This window comes from Achromobacter sp. 18P8.1.1, from assembly GCF_057799415.1.
The window spans coordinates 44,357-61,984 of sequence record NZ_JBYOKH010000030.1 but is presented as its reverse complement, the minus strand read 5'-3'; the positions used below and the strand labels follow the sequence as shown (position 1 = coordinate 61,984).

The 17,628-nt window shown below is 65.3% G+C and carries 23 protein-coding genes and 1 tRNA gene; 11 read left to right on the top strand and 13 right to left on the bottom strand.

The genetic code is table 11. From position 1 onward, the window contains the following. Positions 1–115: 115 nt before the first annotated feature. The 4 genes from AC27VE_RS19275 to AC27VE_RS19260 form a co-directional block, all read right to left on the bottom strand. A complete protein-coding gene (locus tag AC27VE_RS19275) occupies positions 116–1,408 on the bottom strand; it encodes an aspartate carbamoyltransferase (protein WP_006225027.1) in 1,293 nt (430 codons plus the stop codon). 101 nt (positions 1,409–1,509) lie between these two features. Next, positions 1,510–1,920, bottom strand: a complete 411-nt coding sequence (locus tag AC27VE_RS19270) for a hypothetical protein (RefSeq protein ID WP_488704711.1) — start codon at positions 1,918–1,920, stop codon at positions 1,510–1,512. A gap of 3 nt (positions 1,921–1,923) precedes the next feature. Beyond that, on the bottom strand, positions 1,924–2,355 hold the full coding sequence (locus tag AC27VE_RS19265; RefSeq protein WP_315135100.1) for a BPTD_2524 family lipoprotein: 432 nt from the start codon (positions 2,353–2,355) through the stop codon (positions 1,924–1,926). Positions 2,356–2,480: 125 nt separating this feature from the next. Then, positions 2,481–2,609, bottom strand: a complete 129-nt coding sequence (locus AC27VE_RS19260; RefSeq protein WP_006225030.1) for an entericidin A/B family lipoprotein — start codon at positions 2,607–2,609, stop codon at positions 2,481–2,483. A 254-nt stretch (positions 2,610–2,863) separates the two neighbouring features. Here AC27VE_RS19260 and AC27VE_RS19255 point away from each other — a divergent pair, with 254 nt between their 5' ends. The 4 genes from AC27VE_RS19255 to AC27VE_RS19240 all read left to right on the top strand — a co-directional run bounded on the left by AC27VE_RS19255 (position 2,864) and on the right by AC27VE_RS19240 (position 5,487). Beyond that, complete coding sequence (locus tag AC27VE_RS19255; protein WP_488704710.1) at positions 2,864–3,505, top strand: glutathione S-transferase family protein; 642 nt, start codon at positions 2,864–2,866, stop codon at positions 3,503–3,505. Positions 3,506–3,540: 35 nt separating this feature from the next. Further along, positions 3,541–4,581, top strand: a complete 1,041-nt coding sequence (locus AC27VE_RS19250; RefSeq protein WP_488704709.1) for an LLM class oxidoreductase — start codon at positions 3,541–3,543, stop codon at positions 4,579–4,581. Between the two features lie 159 nt (positions 4,582–4,740). After that, positions 4,741–5,013 (top strand): hypothetical protein, encoded by a 273-nt coding sequence (locus AC27VE_RS19245; protein ID WP_234818371.1) that lies wholly within the window; start codon positions 4,741–4,743, stop codon positions 5,011–5,013. Positions 5,014–5,082: 69 nt separating this feature from the next. Continuing rightward, entirely contained in the window at positions 5,083–5,487 is a 405-nt protein-coding gene (locus AC27VE_RS19240) for a hypothetical protein (protein ID WP_427956212.1), read from the top strand. A 21-nt stretch (positions 5,488–5,508) separates the two neighbouring features. Here AC27VE_RS19240 and AC27VE_RS19235 read toward each other — a convergent pair whose 3' ends face one another. From AC27VE_RS19235 to AC27VE_RS19220, 4 genes are all read right to left on the bottom strand, one after another. After that, complete coding sequence (locus AC27VE_RS19235; protein ID WP_488704708.1) at positions 5,509–6,765, bottom strand: TIGR03862 family flavoprotein; 1,257 nt, start codon at positions 6,763–6,765, stop codon at positions 5,509–5,511. A 293-nt stretch (positions 6,766–7,058) separates the two neighbouring features. Then, entirely contained in the window at positions 7,059–7,403 is a 345-nt protein-coding gene (locus tag AC27VE_RS19230) for a hypothetical protein (protein ID WP_006225036.1), read from the bottom strand. A 184-nt stretch (positions 7,404–7,587) separates the two neighbouring features. Next, positions 7,588–7,664: transfer RNA gene (locus AC27VE_RS19225), tRNA-Met, on the bottom strand. Between the two features lie 20 nt (positions 7,665–7,684). Next, positions 7,685–8,065 (bottom strand): hypothetical protein, encoded by a 381-nt coding sequence (locus AC27VE_RS19220; RefSeq protein WP_488704707.1) that lies wholly within the window; start codon positions 8,063–8,065, stop codon positions 7,685–7,687. A 169-nt stretch (positions 8,066–8,234) separates the two neighbouring features. On the opposite strand from AC27VE_RS19220, the gene AC27VE_RS19215 reads away from it, so the two are divergent. Together AC27VE_RS19215 and AC27VE_RS19210 are read left to right on the top strand one after the other, a co-directional pair. Further along, entirely contained in the window at positions 8,235–9,674 is a 1,440-nt protein-coding gene (locus tag AC27VE_RS19215; protein WP_488704706.1) for an aminotransferase-like domain-containing protein, read from the top strand. Continuing rightward, positions 9,671–10,234, top strand: a complete 564-nt coding sequence (locus AC27VE_RS19210) for a DedA family protein (RefSeq protein ID WP_488704705.1) — start codon at positions 9,671–9,673, stop codon at positions 10,232–10,234. Before AC27VE_RS19215 ends, AC27VE_RS19210 begins: the two co-directional genes overlap by 4 nt. A gap of 7 nt (positions 10,235–10,241) precedes the next feature. On the opposite strand, the gene AC27VE_RS19205 is transcribed toward AC27VE_RS19210, so the two are convergent. Beyond that, complete coding sequence (locus tag AC27VE_RS19205) at positions 10,242–10,475, bottom strand: hypothetical protein (protein ID WP_006225040.1); 234 nt, start codon at positions 10,473–10,475, stop codon at positions 10,242–10,244. Positions 10,476–10,703: 228 nt separating this feature from the next. Beyond that, a complete protein-coding gene (locus AC27VE_RS19200; RefSeq protein WP_054423536.1) occupies positions 10,704–10,949 on the bottom strand; it encodes a hypothetical protein in 246 nt (81 codons plus the stop codon). A 171-nt stretch (positions 10,950–11,120) separates the two neighbouring features. Between AC27VE_RS19200 and AC27VE_RS19195 the strand changes: the two genes are divergently transcribed. The 5 genes from AC27VE_RS19195 to AC27VE_RS19175 all read left to right on the top strand — a co-directional run bounded on the left by AC27VE_RS19195 (position 11,121) and on the right by AC27VE_RS19175 (position 14,754). Further along, positions 11,121–11,726, top strand: a complete 606-nt coding sequence (locus AC27VE_RS19195; protein ID WP_488704704.1) for a hypothetical protein — start codon at positions 11,121–11,123, stop codon at positions 11,724–11,726. Positions 11,727–11,823: 97 nt separating this feature from the next. Then, a complete protein-coding gene (locus tag AC27VE_RS19190; RefSeq protein WP_006225043.1) occupies positions 11,824–12,282 on the top strand; it encodes an Lrp/AsnC family transcriptional regulator in 459 nt (152 codons plus the stop codon). 81 nt (positions 12,283–12,363) lie between these two features. Further along, a complete protein-coding gene (locus AC27VE_RS19185; RefSeq protein ID WP_006225044.1) occupies positions 12,364–12,672 on the top strand; it encodes a hypothetical protein in 309 nt (102 codons plus the stop codon). Continuing rightward, the gene (gene pdxA / locus AC27VE_RS19180) at positions 12,669–13,661 is read left to right on the top strand and encodes a 4-hydroxythreonine-4-phosphate dehydrogenase PdxA (protein WP_488704703.1); all 993 of its coding nucleotides are present in this window, start codon (positions 12,669–12,671) and stop codon (positions 13,659–13,661) included. Before AC27VE_RS19185 ends, pdxA begins: the two co-directional genes overlap by 4 nt. 115 nt (positions 13,662–13,776) lie before the next feature. Continuing rightward, entirely contained in the window at positions 13,777–14,754 is a 978-nt protein-coding gene (locus tag AC27VE_RS19175; protein WP_006225046.1) for a bile acid:sodium symporter family protein, read from the top strand. A 64-nt stretch (positions 14,755–14,818) separates the two neighbouring features. Here AC27VE_RS19175 and AC27VE_RS19170 read toward each other — a convergent pair whose 3' ends face one another. The 3 genes from AC27VE_RS19170 to rplI form a co-directional block, all read right to left on the bottom strand. Then, positions 14,819–16,201: a replicative DNA helicase gene (locus tag AC27VE_RS19170; protein ID WP_006218311.1), complete on the bottom strand. Its 1,383-nt coding sequence runs from the start codon at positions 16,199–16,201 to the stop codon at positions 14,819–14,821. Next, the gene (locus tag AC27VE_RS19165; RefSeq protein WP_006225047.1) at positions 16,198–17,037 is read right to left on the bottom strand and encodes a BUD32 family EKC/KEOPS complex subunit; all 840 of its coding nucleotides are present in this window, start codon (positions 17,035–17,037) and stop codon (positions 16,198–16,200) included. Before AC27VE_RS19165 ends, AC27VE_RS19170 begins: the two co-directional genes overlap by 4 nt. Positions 17,038–17,164: 127 nt before the next feature. Next, on the bottom strand, positions 17,165–17,620 hold the full coding sequence (rplI, locus tag AC27VE_RS19160) for a 50S ribosomal protein L9 (protein ID WP_427960508.1): 456 nt from the start codon (positions 17,618–17,620) through the stop codon (positions 17,165–17,167). Between the last annotated feature and the right edge of the window lie 8 nt (positions 17,621–17,628).

Genomic DNA, 17,628 nt, shown 5'->3' with positions numbered 1-17,628 from the left:
TCCACGCGTGTCTCGGAGCGACACGCGACAGAAAGACAGCGCGGATTATCCTTCAAATCTCAATGACTGCCCCGCCGCGGCGCAGCCAGGCGGCGGGGGCTGAAGGCCGACGCGCTTATTCCAGGCCGTGGAAGACGGAGTCGTCGGGGCCCACGTGCGACGGATGCTGCCACGTCACGTCGCGCAGCGAGTGCTGCACCAGGCCTTCCACGCCCAGCAGCACCGCGAAGATCGCCATGCGGATGGGGATGCCGTTATCGGTCTGGCGGAAGATGGCCAGGCGCGGATCGTGGTTCAGGTCCACGCTCAGGTCGTTGGCGCCCGGACGGCTGTCGCGCGGCAGCGGGTGCATCACGATGGTCTCGGGGCTGCAATACGCGTCGATGATGGCGCGGTTGATCTGGAAGTCCGGCGTGTAGCCTTCGTTTTCTTCGTTGGCAAAGCGCTCTTTCTGCACACGCGTCGCGTAGATCACGTCGGCGCCGGACAGGCCTTCGGCCAGCGACGTCTTCTGTTCGATCACGTTGCCGTTGCGACTGGCCTGCTCGATGATGTAGCTGGGCATTTCCAGGCCCTTCGGCGACACCAGCGAGAACTTCACGTTCTTGTACAGCGCCATCAGCTTGATCAGCGAATGCACGGTGCGGCCGTACTTCAAGTCGCCAACCATGGCGATGTGGGCGCCGTCCAGCAACTTGCCCAGGCGCGAGAACTCGGTCAGGATCGTGTACAGGTCCAGCAGGGCCTGGCTGGGGTGTTCGCCCGGGCCGTCACCGCCGTTGACCACCGGGATGTTGGTGGCCCGCGCGAATTCCGCAACCGAACCCTGGTCCGGATGGCGGATCACCATGGCGTCCACGTAGCCGCTCATGACGCGGCTGGTGTCATAGATGGATTCGCCCTTGGCCATCGACGAAAACGTGAAGCCCGTCGTGTCGCAGACCGAGCCGCCCAGGCGGCAGAACGCCGAACCGAAGCTGACGCGGGTACGCGTGCTGGCTTCGAAGAACAGGTTGCCCAGCACGGCGCCTTCCAGCACGCGCGACACTTTCTGGCGGCGCGCGATGGGCTGCATCATGTCAGCCACCCGGAACAGGTCTTCGACCGATTCGCGCGTGAACTGGTCCACCGACAGCAGCTGATGCTTGCCTTCCACGGCGATACGCTCGCGCAAGGGGCCGTCTTGTACGCTTTGCGTATACTTTTCCAGCAACACGCCGTTTTGCACGATTTCGCTGACGAAACGCTGCACCACTTCCGGCATGGCGCGAAATTCCTGCGAACCTTCGGGCAGCAACCAAGTATCCAACGCCCGGCGTTTCACGCCGATCCGGGTCGCGAACACGTCGCGCGTTAGGTTCAGGCGGCGCATGGCGTCGCGCAGGAAGGCTTGCTGGGAGATGGTCATGACGGGTCCCGAGAAAGAGGATTTATATACGCACCGCGCATATTATTCTCAACGCAAGTGCAAGTCCAACAATTTTGCGTACACGGGTTTACCCTTGGATTCTAACGACTGGCGTAGGACGTCATTTGTTGGGCGTCCGCCGCCCCCTGCCCCAGAGAGAACCAGCACGCCGCGCAGAACGCCAGCGCGCCAAGCAGATAGCAAATCATTGCCAACAACTGGGCCGGCCAATGGCCGCGCGTCAGGTGCCCCGTGTAGCCCTGACGCAACAGGCTGACCTGCGCCAGGTAGGCGAACAGCAGCCCCAGGCACGACACGAGCAGTCCGGCCAGGAACAGGGCCAGGGGCAACTGGAGGTCCGGCGCGGCAATGTCGCCGCCCACGATCCCCAGTGAAAAGGCCACCAGGGCCAATGCTGCGCCCCCGTTCAACCAGCTTAGAAAGCGGAACGCCCCCGCCAGCAGCGAGAACGCGATGCCCGTCGATCGGATCTGCTGCGCGCGGGGATCCATGCGTCAGCCGCCGTTGCCTGTGCGGCAAACGGGCGTCGCGCTCTGGATCGAGGCGCGGGCAGCTGCGATTTCGGCTGCATCCCAACGCCCTTCGCCCAGCACGGTCACCGTCACCTTGGATTTGGCGGGGCCGTCGGCTTCCGCCGAAATCAGTTCCAGCACGGTGGCGGGTTCGCCCACCTTGTACAGCTGGATTTCGTCGGGCGCGCCCTTTTCGCCCAGGGAGTGGCGCCATGCGTAAGCGATGCCATAAGGATGCTGCACGTTCACGTGACAGGCGCGGACATATTCACCACCACGGCGGAAGGCGGCCTGGTAATTGGTGTCGACGCTGAAGGTTTCTTTCTTCACGGTGTCGGCCTCGTAGACGCCCTTGCTTGCGCAACCGGCCAACAGTGCCGCCAACGTTACACCTACCCATACTGACTTGCGCATGATTCTTCCCGCGTTGAAATTCGGACTCCCGCGATTATGCCAGCGGCCGCAAAAAGGCCACGCGGGAAATGTCTGGGCATTTCTGGCGTGGCCTTGAGCCGGCTATGCGGCAGCGGGAGGGCAACTTACTTCGCTGCACCCTCGATCTTCTCCCCGCCTCGCTGGATGTCCTTGCCAGCGCCCGCAACGGTATTGCAGCCGGCCGTAAGGGCGGCGATCGAAAGCAGCATGACGAGAACGACTCTGTTCTTCATAAACCTCTCCTGTCTGGGCGTGGAAACCGAAGCCAGCATACCCCAAAGGCCCTCATCTGCGCATCATCCGGATACGGCGGCGGGACGGTTGCGATCCGGCCACGCAAGCGATTTCTCGAACACGCCGGCAGCTTGCCCTCTGTCACGTTAGAAAATCTCTCCTCTTGGGCCAGAAATGATCGTTTTACGGGGTTAGACATGGAATACAGAATGGGATCAAGCCTGTAGCCCAGGAAATAGCCTGACTCCTTTCCATGTCCATGACCGTCCCAACCTTGCATCTCTACACGGACAGCTCGCCCAACGGCTTCAAGATCACTATCGCGCTGGAGGAATTGGCGCTGCCCTACACCCTCCACCATGTGCGCATCGAACAGGGCGAGCACCGCCATCCCACTTTCCTGGCGCTGAATCCCCATGGCCGCATTCCCGTGCTGCATGACGCCGCCACGGGCATCACCGTGTTCGAGTCGGCCGCCATCCTGCTGTACCTGGCGGACAAGACCGGACGCCTGCTCCCCGACGACACCAAGGGGCGATGGGAAGCCATCACCTGGCTGATGTTCCATAGCGCCAGCATGGGCCCCCTTCTGGGCCAGCGCGTACATGCCGAGTGCTTTGCGGCCGAGCGCCATGACTCGGCCATCCAGCGCTTTCGCCGCCTGAGTGAAGACACCTTCGCCGTCCTCGACGCGCGCCTGGCGCAGCGCCCGTGGCTGGCCGGCGACCACTTTTCCATCGCCGATATCGCCACCTTCGGCTGGATGCACATCGCGCAGATCGTCGAATTCAAGTTCAGCCAGCATGAACACCTGAGCGCATGGCATCAGCGAGCCAGCCAGCGCCCCGCCGTGCAACGCGGCATCTCCCTGCCCCAACCGGCCGTCGGCCCCTGACTTCCTGACTTCCTGACTTCCTGCACCCCGATTCCATGACTGATTCCCCGACTGTCCCTTCGACACCTGCCGGCGCCTCCGCGCCCGCCTTCGCCATGCACCCGGGCTACCGGCGCATGTTCGCCCCCAATCAACTGACCGTAGGCGTCTTCCTGCCCTTGCGCTTCTACCAAGGCGACATGGCGGTGCTGCAAGGGCAGGCCGACCTGGTTGCCGAGCTGGACCGCCGGGGCTTCGCCGCCGTGTGGGTCCGCGACGTGCCTTTGTTCGACCCGAACTTTGGCGACGCAGGCCAGGTCTTCGACCCCTTTTCCTATCTAGCCTATTTGGCGGCCCGCACCGAGCGCATCGCGCTTGCCACCGGCAGCGCAGTCTTTCCCTTGCGTCATCCGATCGATCTGGCCAAGGCCGCCGCCACGCTTGACCGCCTGTCTGGCGGCAGGCTCGTCATGGGCATCGCCTCGGGCGACCGCCCCGTCGAATTCCCCGCGTATGGACTGGACCCTGCGCAACGCGGCGAACGTTTCGCGCAAACCGTGTCTTACTTCCGCCAATTGATGCATGCCCCCCATGGCGCCATCGATTCCCCGCTGGGCCGCCTGGCGGGTCCTCAGCTTCTGCCCAAACCGGCGGCAGGGCGCGTCCCGCTGCTGATCACGGGTTCCTGCCAGCAGACGCCGCAATGGGTAGCCGAACACGCGGATGGCTGGCTGACCTACCCCGATAGCACGCACGACGACGCGGGTCCGCAACGGCTGGCGCAGAAGATCGGCGCCTGGCGCGCACGGATTCCCGACGCCGGATTCCGGCCGCATGCCACCAACGAATGGCTGGACCTGAGCGCCGACCCGGACCACCCGCGTACGCCCATGCAAGGCGGCTACGTCCTGCGCACGGGACGTCGGGGCCTGCTTGATCTGCTGGCGCGCTGGCAGGAGGCGGGCGTCAACCACGCGGCGCTGGGCATCCAGTTCTCGGAACGGCCGGCCGCAGAGGTCATCCAGGAACTGGCCGAGGAAGTCCTGCCCCACTTTCCGGCGCATGAGGGGCCACCGCCCGCCCCCGCCCGCTGGTAAGCCCCTCCGACCTACAATGCGGCCCCGGCCGCGGCTGTCGCGTATTTGCCGGCAATGGATTAGGATTCGAAAATGAACAAAAAACCTGTACCGCAGAACGCTGGCGCAGCCCCCCAGGGCTGGGGCTGGGAACAGCCGCAATGCCGTGGACAAGCGGCATTGGCGCTGTTCATCGACGATCTGCACCGAATCCTGCAAGCCCATGCTGCCGGCAAGCTCGCGGACAGCAGCACGCTGGCTGACGCGCAAGAACACGTTGACGAACTGCTTGCCCGCTACAACGAAATCAACGCCGCGCCGGAAATCTTCCTTGGGCAATCGGTCGAACTGAAGGAAGGCGTCGACCGGAACGGCGTTTCTCATACGGTACCGATTTTTTCAGCCCGGCTGAAAAAATCCTTGGTGTCGATGCTGGGGCAAGGCCCCGGCTGAAACGCCCTTTTTTACCGGTCGGCCGTCGGCCGCCGGCAATGAACCAGAGCAGCTACAGGAGACCCCACAATGAATTCGGACAATGTCGTAGAGTTTCTCCGCCTGCTGTCGCTGGACGTCTCGCTGGGCGCTGCCGCCCAACACGCCGCGGGCCAGCCGGATGCGCCGTTGGCCCTGGCCCGTTTGGCAACCGCGCATGGCTTGCCGTGCAGCGCGTCAGACTGGTCCTTCTTCGCCCGCAGCTGCCTGGACACCTCGGCGGAAACGCAAGAGGATGCCGATCCTGCCAGCGCCACCATTTGGCAACTGGTGCAGGATCCCGCCCATGGCACCGATATTCCCGCCAGCGCCATCACGCGCGTCATCGGCATCATCACGCAACCTGAAGGCGGCCCGCCCGTCGTCGGCCATGTCGTGGGCGACCTTGCGCCACGCACGCCGCTGGGCATGGCGCCCTACCCTTCAGGTTCCTGATAAGAAGCGAAGGCGGCAGCCTTAGAGCTTGCCAGCCAGATAGTCCGTCACGCCCGCCGCCGCAACCCGTCCGCTGGCCATGCAGGCCGTCAGCAGATAGCCGCCCGTCGGCGCTTCCCAATCCAGCATTTCGCCGGCCACGAACACGCCTGGCGCCGATCGCAGCATCAGGCCGGCGTCCACGGCATCGAACGTCACGCCGCCCGCGGTGCTGATGACCTCGTCGATGGGGCGCGCCCGCACAAGCGTCAGCGGCAGCGCCTTGATCCGCAGCGCCAGTTGCTCGGGATCCTTGAAATCGTCTGCCGACGCGCATTCGCGCAGCAGCCCCGCCTTCACGCCTGTCAGTCCCATGCGGCTTTGCAGATGGCTGGACATCGAACGCGCCCCCCGCGGATGGGTGACCGCCGCGGTGACTTTTTCCTGCGTCCAGTCGGGCGCCAGGTCCAGCAGCGCGACGGCGTGGCCCTGTTCGTCGATCCGGTCGCGCAACGGCGCGGACAGGGCATAGACGAGGCTGCCCTCGACGCCCGTTTCCGACACCACGAATTCGCCCTGCCGGGCCAGCACGCCGCCCGATGGCAGGGCGCACGACATGGCAACGGATTTGACGGGCTGGCCCGCATAACGCTCGCGGAAGTGATCCGACCACGCGACGTCAAACCCGCAGTTGGCGGGGCGCAGCGGCGCCACATCGACGCCATGCGCCTGCAGGCCCGCGACCCAGGCGCCATCCGAACCCAGTTTGGCCCAACTGCCTCCGCCCAAGGCCAGAACGACGGCATCGGCCGCCAGCGTCCGCACGCCCTCGGGCGTGTCGAACCGCAACCCATCTGCGCAAAGCGCGTCGCTTGCGGCCCACCCCAGCCAACGATGCCGCATGTGGAAGCGCACGCCACGGGCGCGTAACCGGGCGAGCCATGCACGCAGCAACGGCGCGGCTTTCATTTCCATAGGGAAGACGCGGCCCGACGAACCCACGAAGGTCTGGATGCCCAGTTCATGCGCCCAGTCACGCAACGCGGCGGCGTCCATGACGGAAAGCCAGGGCGCCACCTGCGCGGCGCGCTCGCCGTAACGGGCCAGGAAGGGACTCGCCGCTTCACTATGCGTCAAGTTCAATCCGCCCCGCCCCGCCATCAGGAACTTGCGACCCACCGAAGGCATGGCATCGAACACGTCCACCTGCAGGCCCTGGCCGGCAAGCCCCTCGGCCGCCATCAGGCCGGCCGGACCGCCGCCAATCACGGCGACGCGTTTGGAAGCACTCGGGGTCATGGCGCCGGCGCCGTCAAGGCGGGAGCGGACAGGAGCATAGGACTCGGCATGGAGGCAATATCGAAGGGGTCAACACGGGGATACGCGGCGCGGGCCGCGAGGGGGAGGATTGTCGCATGACGCCCCGGCCGCCTTCGGACTTGCCCGCTTTGGGGCAGGCCCGACAATAAAAAGGCCCGGCGCCGGCCACTTATTGACCGCAGGCGCCAAGCCCTTGTTATGACTGGACAATTCGGACATGCGCAAAGGCTATCCCAAGGCTTGTCCACAGTCGCTGTGGGTAACTTCCCGCGTCAGGCGTTACCCGCCGCCTGCATCGGACCCGACCACGGTTCCGCGTCCAGCTGGAAACGCAGCTCCTGATACTCGCCATCCACGGCGACGGAGCGCAGCAAGCCGGCGTCCATGGCCTGGCCCAAGGCGCGGCGGCACAGGGTTTCGGGATCGTCCGGCAGCGATTGGAAGACGCCATCGGGAATGCGCAGGCGCAAGAGCGCCTGGGGATCACCGCGTTCCGCAGGCCGGCCGATATGGATATGGGCGGGATAACCGTGCGGGCACCAGATGCCCACGTGGTACTTGCCTTCAGCGCCGGTGTCGGCGACGTAACCAGGATGATCGTATTTTGCGGTACCCATGGACCCTCCTCGAGTGCGGCGAACTAGCGCGCGTGACCCATGGTAGCTCAGGGTCGCCGCGCTGTGCGGCTGGCAACACCCGGGAAACTCCGGGCTGGAACAAAGGATTGACCCAGGGCAAGTCCCAGACAAAAAAAGGACGAAAAAAAGCCGCGATGGAAATCGCGGCTTGTTCTCTTGAAACTGGTTGCGGGGGCAGGATTTGAACCTACGACCTTCGGGTTATGAGCCCGACGAGCTGCCAGACTGCTCCACCCCGCGTCTGATGTGTGAATCATACCTCATTTTGAAATCTTGTGCAGCGCACCCAGGCGATTATTCGTGTTTTTTGCCCCATTCATGCGAAAAATATTCGCCGCCAGGTGGAAAAACCGGTCCAAGGGCCCGGGAACGTCCAGACAAATCACTTCGGCCGAGCGAATTGCCGTCACCTGCACCACCCCGCCATAGCCCACCCCATGCGCCTCGCCCGCGTTGACCCGCGCGGACACCGGCAAACCCAGGCCACCCGCGGCTTGGGCGCCAGCCGAGGTCTCTTGCACGTGCACGCTCCCGGCCACGCATACCAGCGTGGCGCCGGCTCGCAGCGTCAGTTGCCGGCACGCGCCGGCGGCGATTTCCAGGCGGCGGGCCAGGGGTTGGGCATAAGGTTCGGCATTCATGATGATCTCCAGTCGGACCATCACAGGCTACGCGTGCCCTGCTTTGCGCAACAGCCACACTCCGGACCTTTCTGTACCGATGCAGATGCTCGATTTTGGCGCTGTTATGGTGTACTTTTCATCAATCTGTGCCTACCCTCATTCCAACCTCGGGGAGCATGATCGGCGCATGGACCCACAACCGCTGTACCTACGCCTGGCGAACCACTACCGGCGCGCCATCCAGACGGGCGTACTGGCTCCGGCCCAGCGCATGCCCTCGGTACGCACGCTGGTGCGGACCCACCACGTCAGCCTGTCGACCGCACTGCAAGCCTGCCGCCAGCTGGAAGACGACGGGCTGATCGAAGCCCGGCCCCGCTCGGGTTACTTCGTGCTGCACCCTCGGCGCAACAGCATTCCCCCGGTCAACGAGCCCGACATCCGCCAGACGCTGGGCGCGGCGCAATACGTGGGCATCCACGACCGCGTCTCGGACTTCATCGCCAAGTGCGAGGCCCACCCCGTCAGCGCCAATTTCGCGCTGGCCGCGGCGGTGCCAGAGGCCTATCCGATGGAAGAGCTCAAGCAGGCGATGACGCGCGCCCTGCGCATGACGCCGCAAGTGCTCGTCAGCCCCGTTCCGCCACAGGGCCACCCGGAGCTGCGCACGGTACTGGCGCGCCGGGCGCTGGCCAACGGCATCAATGCCACGCCCGACGACGTCATCGTCACGCACGGCTGCATCGAAGCCCTGAACCTGGCGCTGCGCGCGGTCGCCCGGCCCGGCGACACCATCGCCGTCGAATCGCCGACCTACTTTGGCCTGCTGCAGATCCTGGAAAGCCTTGGCATGCGGGCGCTTGAGATACCCACCAGTCCGCAGAACGGCCTGTCCATCGAGGCGCTGGACCTGGCGTTCCAGACGCACGGAAACATCCGCGCGGTCGTGGTGGTACCCAATTTCCAGAACCCGCTGGGCTGCGTGATGCCCGATTCCGAAAAGGCCCGGCTGGTGGCGCTGTGCGAACGCCAGCAAGTGCCGCTGATTGAAGACGACACCTATGGCGCGCTGACCGACGACGACACGCCGCTGGCCGCGGCCAAATCCTGGGACGCGACCGGCAACGTCATCTATTGCTCTTCCATGCACAAGACCTTGGCACCGGGCATGCGCCTGGGCTGGTTGCTGGGCGGTCGGTGGAAGGCCCGCATCGCCATGCTGAAGTTTGCGCAAAGCCGCCCCAACGAACCCTTGGCGCAGATCGCCGTGGCCGAATTCATGGGGTCGCGCGCCTATGACCGGCACTTGGCGCGGCTGCGCCGGCAATTGAAGGTCCAGCGCGACCAGACGGCCGAAGCCATCGCCGCCCACTTTCCCCGCGGCACCCGCCTGAGCGTGCCGCAAGGCGGCATGCTGCTGTGGGTGGAGATGCCCGGCGGCCGCTCTGGCATGGAGGTCTTCGAGGCCGCGCTGCAAGAGGGGATCCGAGTCGCGCCCGGCGCGATGTTCTCGAACGGCACGCGCTACAACCACTTTCTGCGGATCAGCTGCGGCCAGCGCACCACACCCGAAATCTCCCGCGCGTTGCAGACCTTGGCACGCATCGTCGGCGAGCGCGCGGGATGAATCCGGCACTGCACCAGTTCATCGTCGACTACGGCCTATGGGCCGTGCTGGGCGGCACGTTCCTGGAAGGCGAAAGCGTGGTGGTGTTCGCCGGTTTCCTGGCGCACCAGCATCTGCTGCATCTGCCCTACGTGATGCTGTGCGCCTTCGCCGGTTCCTTCGTGGCCGACCAGTTGCTGTTCTTTCTGGGCCGACGTTATCGCGACCACCGGCTGGTGCGGCGCATTCGCGAAAAGCCCGCCTTCGAACGCGCCCTGGCCCTGGTCGACCGCTACCCGCATGGCTTCATCCTGAGCCTGCGGTTCCTGTATGGCCTGCGTACCGTGGGCCCGGTGGCATTGGGCATGTCGCGCGTGCCGCCGCTGCGCTTTTTTGTACTGAACGCGATTGCGGCGGCGATCTGGGCGGTGTGTTTCAGCCTGCTGGGCTACGCCTTCGGGCAAACCATCGAATCCCTGCTGGGACGCCTGCACGGCGTGGAAACCAAGTTGGCGGTGGCCGCCGTGATCGGCGCGGTGATCTGGCTGGCGTATCACCTGATCGCCAGGCGACGACGCTAAACCGCCGTCAACAGACGACGCGGCCGCTGGCATGCAGCACGTGCCGCCGCCGTGCCTTGCGGTACCAGCCGCCAATCAGCGGCAACAGCGCCAGGCGGCGCAGGATGGGATGGCGCTGGTCGAAGTCGTGCCAGGCCTTGAAGCCATGCCCCATGCGCTCCCAGCTCTGGCGCGCTTCGGGAGTAAGTTTGCCGGGGTCGAACGCCGCCAGCTTTGCCGCTTCCGAGACACGGGCCAACATGGCCGGACCCCGGTGTTCCAATCGATACTGATTCCGCATGGGGCCGCATATTACCCGGCTTGCGGCGTCCCGCGTAGGACATTGAAACAAGCGCCCGGAAAGCGCAAAAGGAGCCACCTTTGACCGCCCCTGCCAAGCCCTTGTAATTAAAGGAAATTACAGATCTATGCCCGCACTATCCCAAGGCTTGTCCACAGAAGCTGTGGGTAACTTCGTGCCTGCGCCGCCCTACTTCAATGCGGTGGTGATCATGTCGCGCACGCTTTCGAAACCCGCCACGTACTGCGGATTCTCGGAGCGGGCCAGCAGGCTGGAATAGTTCTGCTCCAGCTGCGCCTCGATCGCTTCGCGCAGGCCCGGCGACGCCTTGACCAGATGCAGCATCGACAGCAAGGTCGAATTCAGCGCATCGATGCGGCCGCCCTGATGCGAAATGGTGTGCACGATGACGGCGATTTGTTCCTGAATGTCCATGTGTAAGCCTCCTGGCATTGATAATCGGCGCAAATCCTAGCATGGCGCCCGCCGGCCAGCCGGCGCTAGGCAAGCGCCACGCACCGCGCTAGCATCAAGCGTAGCCGCAAGGGCATCGCGGCGCACGCCCCCGGCCCTATCCACGGCGCCCCGGGCCACCGGAGCGCGCTCATGAAGACGATCCAGCATTACGCCCCCCCGGACGCCCAGTCCCTGCAACGACTGCAGGACCGCCTGGGCTACAGCGACGCACGCATGGCGGAACTAGCCGGACTGGACGCGGCCACCCCGTGGCCCAGCTACGCCGGCGGCCCCGAGCCCCGCCAACTGGGCCGGCAGCGTCTGTTCTATATGATGGCCCGCCTAACCCTGGACGAGCGGGAATGGCAGAAGGTGCTGGCCGCCATGCGCGAGGCCGGCGCCCATTTCGACTACGAAGACCCGCTGGCCGGCGAGGCGCCGCCCGCACCGGACCCCGAGCCCGACGAGGAGCGCAAATTCGGCATGCTGCTCGTCAGCCGCAACGGCGCCTTCCACGAAATGGAACAGCTGCGCGAGTTCGCGCATTTCGCCCACGAGTCCGACGTCAGCCGCTTCGTGCACACCGTGTTCTACGACAGCGACATCGACCTGTGCCGCTTCCGCTTTGCCGATCACGACGGGCTGGACGCCGCCAGCCGCGACCGCATCTTCGACGCCGCGCATAAAACGATCACCCGCTTCGAGTTCGACGGCCGCATCTATCATGGCGGGATACCGCCGGAATCCGACGGCTAGGCCGCACGCCCCGCCCTGGCGCCTGTCCACGCGCATTGACGCGGGCAGGCCGCCGCCTGTACCGTCGGCACTCTCCTTCCCGCCCCGCGCCCACCGCATGAACGAACGACTCGACGCCATCGACCGGCAACTGCTCAGCCTGCTTTCCGCCAACGCGCGCGAACCCGCGGCCATCCTGGCGCGCAAGCTGGGGCTGGCCCGCACCACGGTAGTGGCCCGCATCGCCCGGCTGGAACGCGAGCACATCGTCTCGGGCTATGGCGTGCGCCTGGGCCGCCTGCTGGAAGAAGCGGCCGTGCGCGCGTACTGTTTCATCAGCGTGTTGCCCAAGACGCCCGCCGCCGTCATCCGTGAACTGGAGCGCATGCCGGAAGTGGAGGAAGTGTCTTCCGTCAGCGGCCCGTACGACTATCTGATCTTCCTGCGTTGCGAAACCCACGAGCAGCTGGACGAACTGCTGGACCGCATCGGCCTGATCGATGGCGTCAAACAGACCCAGACGTCGATCGTCCTGAGCCGTAAAGTGGACCGCCGCAGCGCCGTCGCCGCGCCCTGAACCGCCGGCCTCGTGCCCCCGCCTTTTCTCGCGGCCCGACATGGTGTTGTAATGGCGGATAACGAGATTCCTGGACGACCCATGCTTGCACGCCTTGCCCCCGCCGCCGCCCTGCTAACCTTGCTTGCTGCCTGCTCCAGCATGAGCGAGGTCACGTCCGTCGACAAGAACACGTACAGCGTCACGTACAGTTCGGGCACGCAGCTGCTGACCTGGGTTGAACTGAAGAACCAGACGCTGCAACGCGCCGACCAGTATTGCCAATCCATCGGCCGCAAGCTGCAGAAGCCGAAGGTGACGTCCAACCATGCGACGGGCCTGGGCTCCAAGCGTGCGACGGTCACGTTCGAATGCGGCGTCATCGATCCTCCTAAAGACAAAGCATCGTGAACGCTCTCCTGCCCGTGGGAATCACCATGGGCGATGCCGCCGGCATCGGCCCCGAAATCGTCGTCAAAGCCTATGCGCAAGGCCTGAACGCGCCTTGCGTCGTGTATGGCGACACCGGTGCGTTGCGCCGCGCCGCAGCCCAACTGGGCGCACGCCTGGACATCGTTGAAGTGCCCGACGTGGGCGAGGCCCAGTTGGATGCGGGCCGCATCAACGTCATCGCCTGTAGCCCGGCGCTGCCCGCCGACCTGCCTGTCGGGCAGATCAGCGCCGCCGCCGGACGGGGCGCCTATGACTACGTGTGCGCCGCCATCGACGACGCGCAGGCCGGCCGTATCCGGGCGATCGTCACGGCGCCGCTGAACAAGAAGTCCATGCACGAGGCGGGCATCGACTACCCCGGCCATACCGAGATCCTGGCCGAGCGTTCGGCCACGCAGGACTTCGCCATGATGTTGGCCAACGACGAACTGCGCGTGCTGCTGGTCACCATCCACGTGGCGCTGGCGGACGTCATCGCCCGCATTACGCCGGAAGCTGAACTGACCGCCATGCGGCTGGCCGACCGCGCCTGCCGGCAGATGGGTATCGAAAAGCCCCGGGTGGCGGTGGCAGGCCTGAACCCGCATGCCGGCGAAGGCGGCAAGTTCGGCCGTGAAGACATCGACATCATCGAACCCGCCATCGCCCGCGCGCGCGCCGAAGGCATCGACGCCAGCGGCCCGTGGCCCGGCGACACCATCTTCATGCGCGCCCGCCGCGGCGAATTCGACATCGTCGTGGCGCAATACCACGACCAAGGCCTGATCCCGGTCAAGTACCTGGGGCTGGACCATGGCGTGAACGTCACGGTGGGCCTGCCTTTCGTGCGCACCAGCGTCGACCACGGCACCGCTTTCGACATCGCCGGCCGCGGCGTGGCCGACCAGGCTTCGCTGGTCGCCGCTTTCGATCTGGCGCTGGCCATGACGCCCCAGGACCCGGGCTAGGCACCGTTCAATGGCAAGCGGCCCTAGGGCCTGAGCGGACACGGGACTACAATACGCCCCGTTTCCGGCGCCCCTTCGCGCGCCGCCGCTTTTCCGACTTGCCCTTTACCCCTCCATGTCACGCCTTGCCCGCCTTCTGCCCGACCGCTTCACCCTCTACCTGATCTGCACCGTCATCATCGCCAGCATCGTGCCCGCGCACGGTCAAGGCGTCGTGATATTCGGCTGGATCACCAACATCGCCGTCGGCCTCCTGTTCTTCCTGCACGGGGCGCGCCTGTCCCGCGAGGCCATCATCGCCGGCCTGACGCACTGGAAGCTGCACCTGACGATCTTCTCGGCCACGTTCCTGATGTTTCCCCTGTTGGGGCTGGCCCTCAAGCCGGTGCTGGAACCGCTGGTGACGCCCGAGCTGTACCTGGGCATCCTGTTCCTGTGCTGCCTGCCGGCCACGGTGCAGTCCGCCATCGCGTTCACGTCCATGGCGCGCGGCAACGTGCCCGCCGCCGTGTGCAGCGCGTCGGCCTCCAGCCTGCTGGGCATCTTCCTGACCCCGCTGCTGGTGGGCACGGTCGTGGCCAACGCCGGCAGCGCGCCGATCTCGTTCGACGCGGTCGGCAAGATCATGCTGCAACTGCTGCTGCCCTTCGTGCTGGGCCAGTTCGCCCGCCGCTGGATCGGCGCCTGGGTGCACAAGCGCAAGGCGATGCTGAAGTTCGTCGACCAGGGCTCGATCCTGCTGGTCGTCTACACGGCGTTCTCCGAGGCCATCAATGAAGGCCTGTGGAGCACCACGCCCATCCCCGCGCTCGTCGGCCTGGTGGTGTGCTGCGCCGTGATCCTGGCGCTGGCGCTGGGCCTGTCGGCAGTGGCCGGCAAGCTGCTGGGCTTCAATGTGGAAGACCGCATCACCCTGCTCTTCTGCGGGTCGAAAAAGAGCCTGGCCAGCGGCATCCCGATGGCGCAGGTACTGTTCGCCGGCCATGCGGTCGGCGCCATCGTGCTGCCCCTGATGCTGTTCCACCAGATCCAGTTGATGGTGTGCGGCGTCCTGGCCGCCCGCTACGGCAAACGTCCGGAAGCCGACGGCTGAAGCCTTGCCGCAGCATAAAAAAACCGCGCCGTAGCGCGGTTTTTTTTGGGGCGCCGTCGGCGCGTCAGTACATGTCGCGAGGCTGCGCGCCCGAGAAGTTCAGGAAGCGCGTGCTGGAGCCCTGGAAGGTCAGTCGCACCGTGCCGATCGGCCCGTTACGCTGCTTGCCGATGATGATCTCGGCCGTGCCCTTGTCCGGCGAATCGGGGTTGTAGACCTCGTCGCGGTAGATGAACAGGATCACGTCCGCGTCCTGTTCGATAGCGCCGGATTCGCGCAGATCGCTCATCACGGGGCGCTTGTTGGGGCGCTGTTCCAGGCTTCGGTTCAACTGCGACAACGCGATCAGCGGGCAGTTCAGTTCCTTGGCCAGGCCCTTGAGCGAGCGGCTGATTTCCGACACTTCGGTCGCCCGGTTTTCACCGGAGCCGTTGCCCGACATCAGTTGCAGGTAGTCGATGATGATCAGGCCCAGCTGGCCGCATTGGCGGGCCAGGCGGCGCGTGCGCGCGCGCACTTCCATCGGGCTCAACGCCGGCGTCTCGTCGATGTAGACCTGCGCGTCCTGCATGAGCTGCACCGCGTGCGTCACGCGGGGCCAGTCGTCGGCGATGAGCTTGCCGGTACGCATGCGGTGCTGGTCCAGCAGGCCGACCGAACCCAGCATACGCATCGCCAGCTGCACCGCGCCCATTTCCATCGAGAACACGGCAACAGGCAGGCCTTGCTCGATGGCCACGTGTTCGCCGATGTTCATCGAGAACGAGGTCTTGCCCATGGACGGGCGGCCGGCCACGATGATGAGGTCGCCGCCCTGCATGCCGGAGGTCATCTTGTCGAGGTCGGTGAAGCCCGTGGGCACGCCGGTGACGTCCGAACTGCCTTCGCGGTGGTAGAGCTCGTCGATGCGCTCGACGACCTGCGTCAACAGCGGTTGGATCTCCTGGAAGCCCGCGGCGCCGCGCGAGCCTTCCTGGGCGATCTTGAACACCTTGGATTCCGCTTCGTCCAGCAGTTGGCGCGCTTCCTTGCCCTGCGGATTCAACGCTGCCGAAGAGATCTCGTCGGCGATCGACACCAGCTTGCGCAACATGGCGCGCTCGCGCACGATTTCCGCGTAGCGGCGGATGTTCGCGGCCGACGGCGTGTTGTGCGCCAGCGCGTTCAAATACGCCAGGCCGCCGGAATCTTCGGCCTTGCCGGCGCTGATCAACGATTCATTGACCGTGATGACGTCGGCGGGACGCGCCAGCCCGATGAGCCTGGCAATGTGGTGCCAGATCAGCCGGTGGTCGTGGCGGTAGAAGTCTTCTTCGACCAGCACGTCGGCGATGCGGTCCCACGCGGTGTTGTCCAGCAGCAGGCCGCCCAGAACCGACTGCTCCGCCTCAATGGAATGGGGAGGAACGCGCAGGTATTCAAGCTGGGGATCGGCAGGTGTGTTCATAACTTCAATAGTAACGGCTGCAAGATATCGGCAGCGCGGAAAAAGCCTTGGATGTCGCGCGACGGTAAACGGCGCAACAGGGGCCGCAAGGGCGTCGCGACGCCGCACAGGACGCGCGCCAGGCGCGTCAGGCGGGCTTTGACCTCGGGGTCGGGGTTGCTCTCGAGGTAGACGTCAAGCGCCAGTTTACCCAGGGCCAGGGCCACATCGTCGGGCAACTTACGCAAAGACACCAGCGAGGCCAGCATCTGGAACAGATCGTACGCCTGGGCCAGCGGCCGCGACAACGTGGACCCGATGTTCTCTTCGAAATCAATGCGCCACAATTCGCCGTCGCGCAGCGTGACGTTGCGGATCTGCGCGCCGCCATGCCACATGCCGCGGGCGTGGAACGCCGCCAGGTCGGTGGCAGCCGCGCGGGTAAGCCACAGCTGCGAGGTGGAATCCTCGTTGCGGATCAGGTCGGCCAGGTCTTCGCCCACGTACTCCAGGACCAGCAGGCCTTGCTCTTGCCACCACACTTCGGGCACCCGGCAACCGGCCTGCAACAGCATCGCCAGGCGCTGGGCCTCGTGTGTCAGGCCGTTGCGCAGCAGCACGCCGGGGCGCGGAAATTCGCCCAGGAACAGCTTGCAGCCTACGCCCAGCAGAAAGGCCCGGACGTAGCGCAGCGCATAGGCGACGCCGCGGCCAAAGCTCGGGCGGCGGCGCTTGATGATGCAGCGTACGCCATCGATCGTCACGTCCCGCACGGAGGGTTCACGCGAGGCATCCACGCTGTCGAGCCAGGCGCGCAGGCCGGGCGGCGCGTTGTGATGAACGGGCGGCTGAGTCAAGGGGTCCTCGGTACAAAACAATGGCGCGCTTCTTGCGCAATGCCCGAAAGGCTACACGCAATGACGGCGGGGCAAAAAGAAAAAAAGCCGGCGCGCGGGCCGGCTTCTTTGTACTGCGGGTACCGGCTTAGGACAGTTCGCCTTCAACCAGAACCGTGACGTCGACGAGAACGTCGGCGTGCAGGGCGACCTGGATCGGGAACTCGCCGATCGACTTCAGCTGGCCATTGGGCAGACGCACTTGCGCCTTTTCAATGCCTTCGAAACCGGCCTTCTTCAGCGCTTCAGCGATGTCGGCGTTGGTGACCGAGCCGAACAGACGGCCGTCAACACCAGCCTTCTGAGCGATCTTCAGCTGGAAGCCGGAGACGCGCTCGCCCAGAGCTTGGGCAGCGGCCAGCTTTTCAGCCTGGACCTTTTCCAGCTCGGCGCGGCGAGCTTCGAATTCCTTCAGCGCGGCGTCGGTTGCACGACGAGCCTTGCGCTGGGGAATCAGGAAGTTGCGGGCGTAACCATCACGCACGCGAACGACTTCACCCAGGTTACCCAGGTTGACGACTTTTTCGAGCAGAATAACTTGCATTTCAGTGC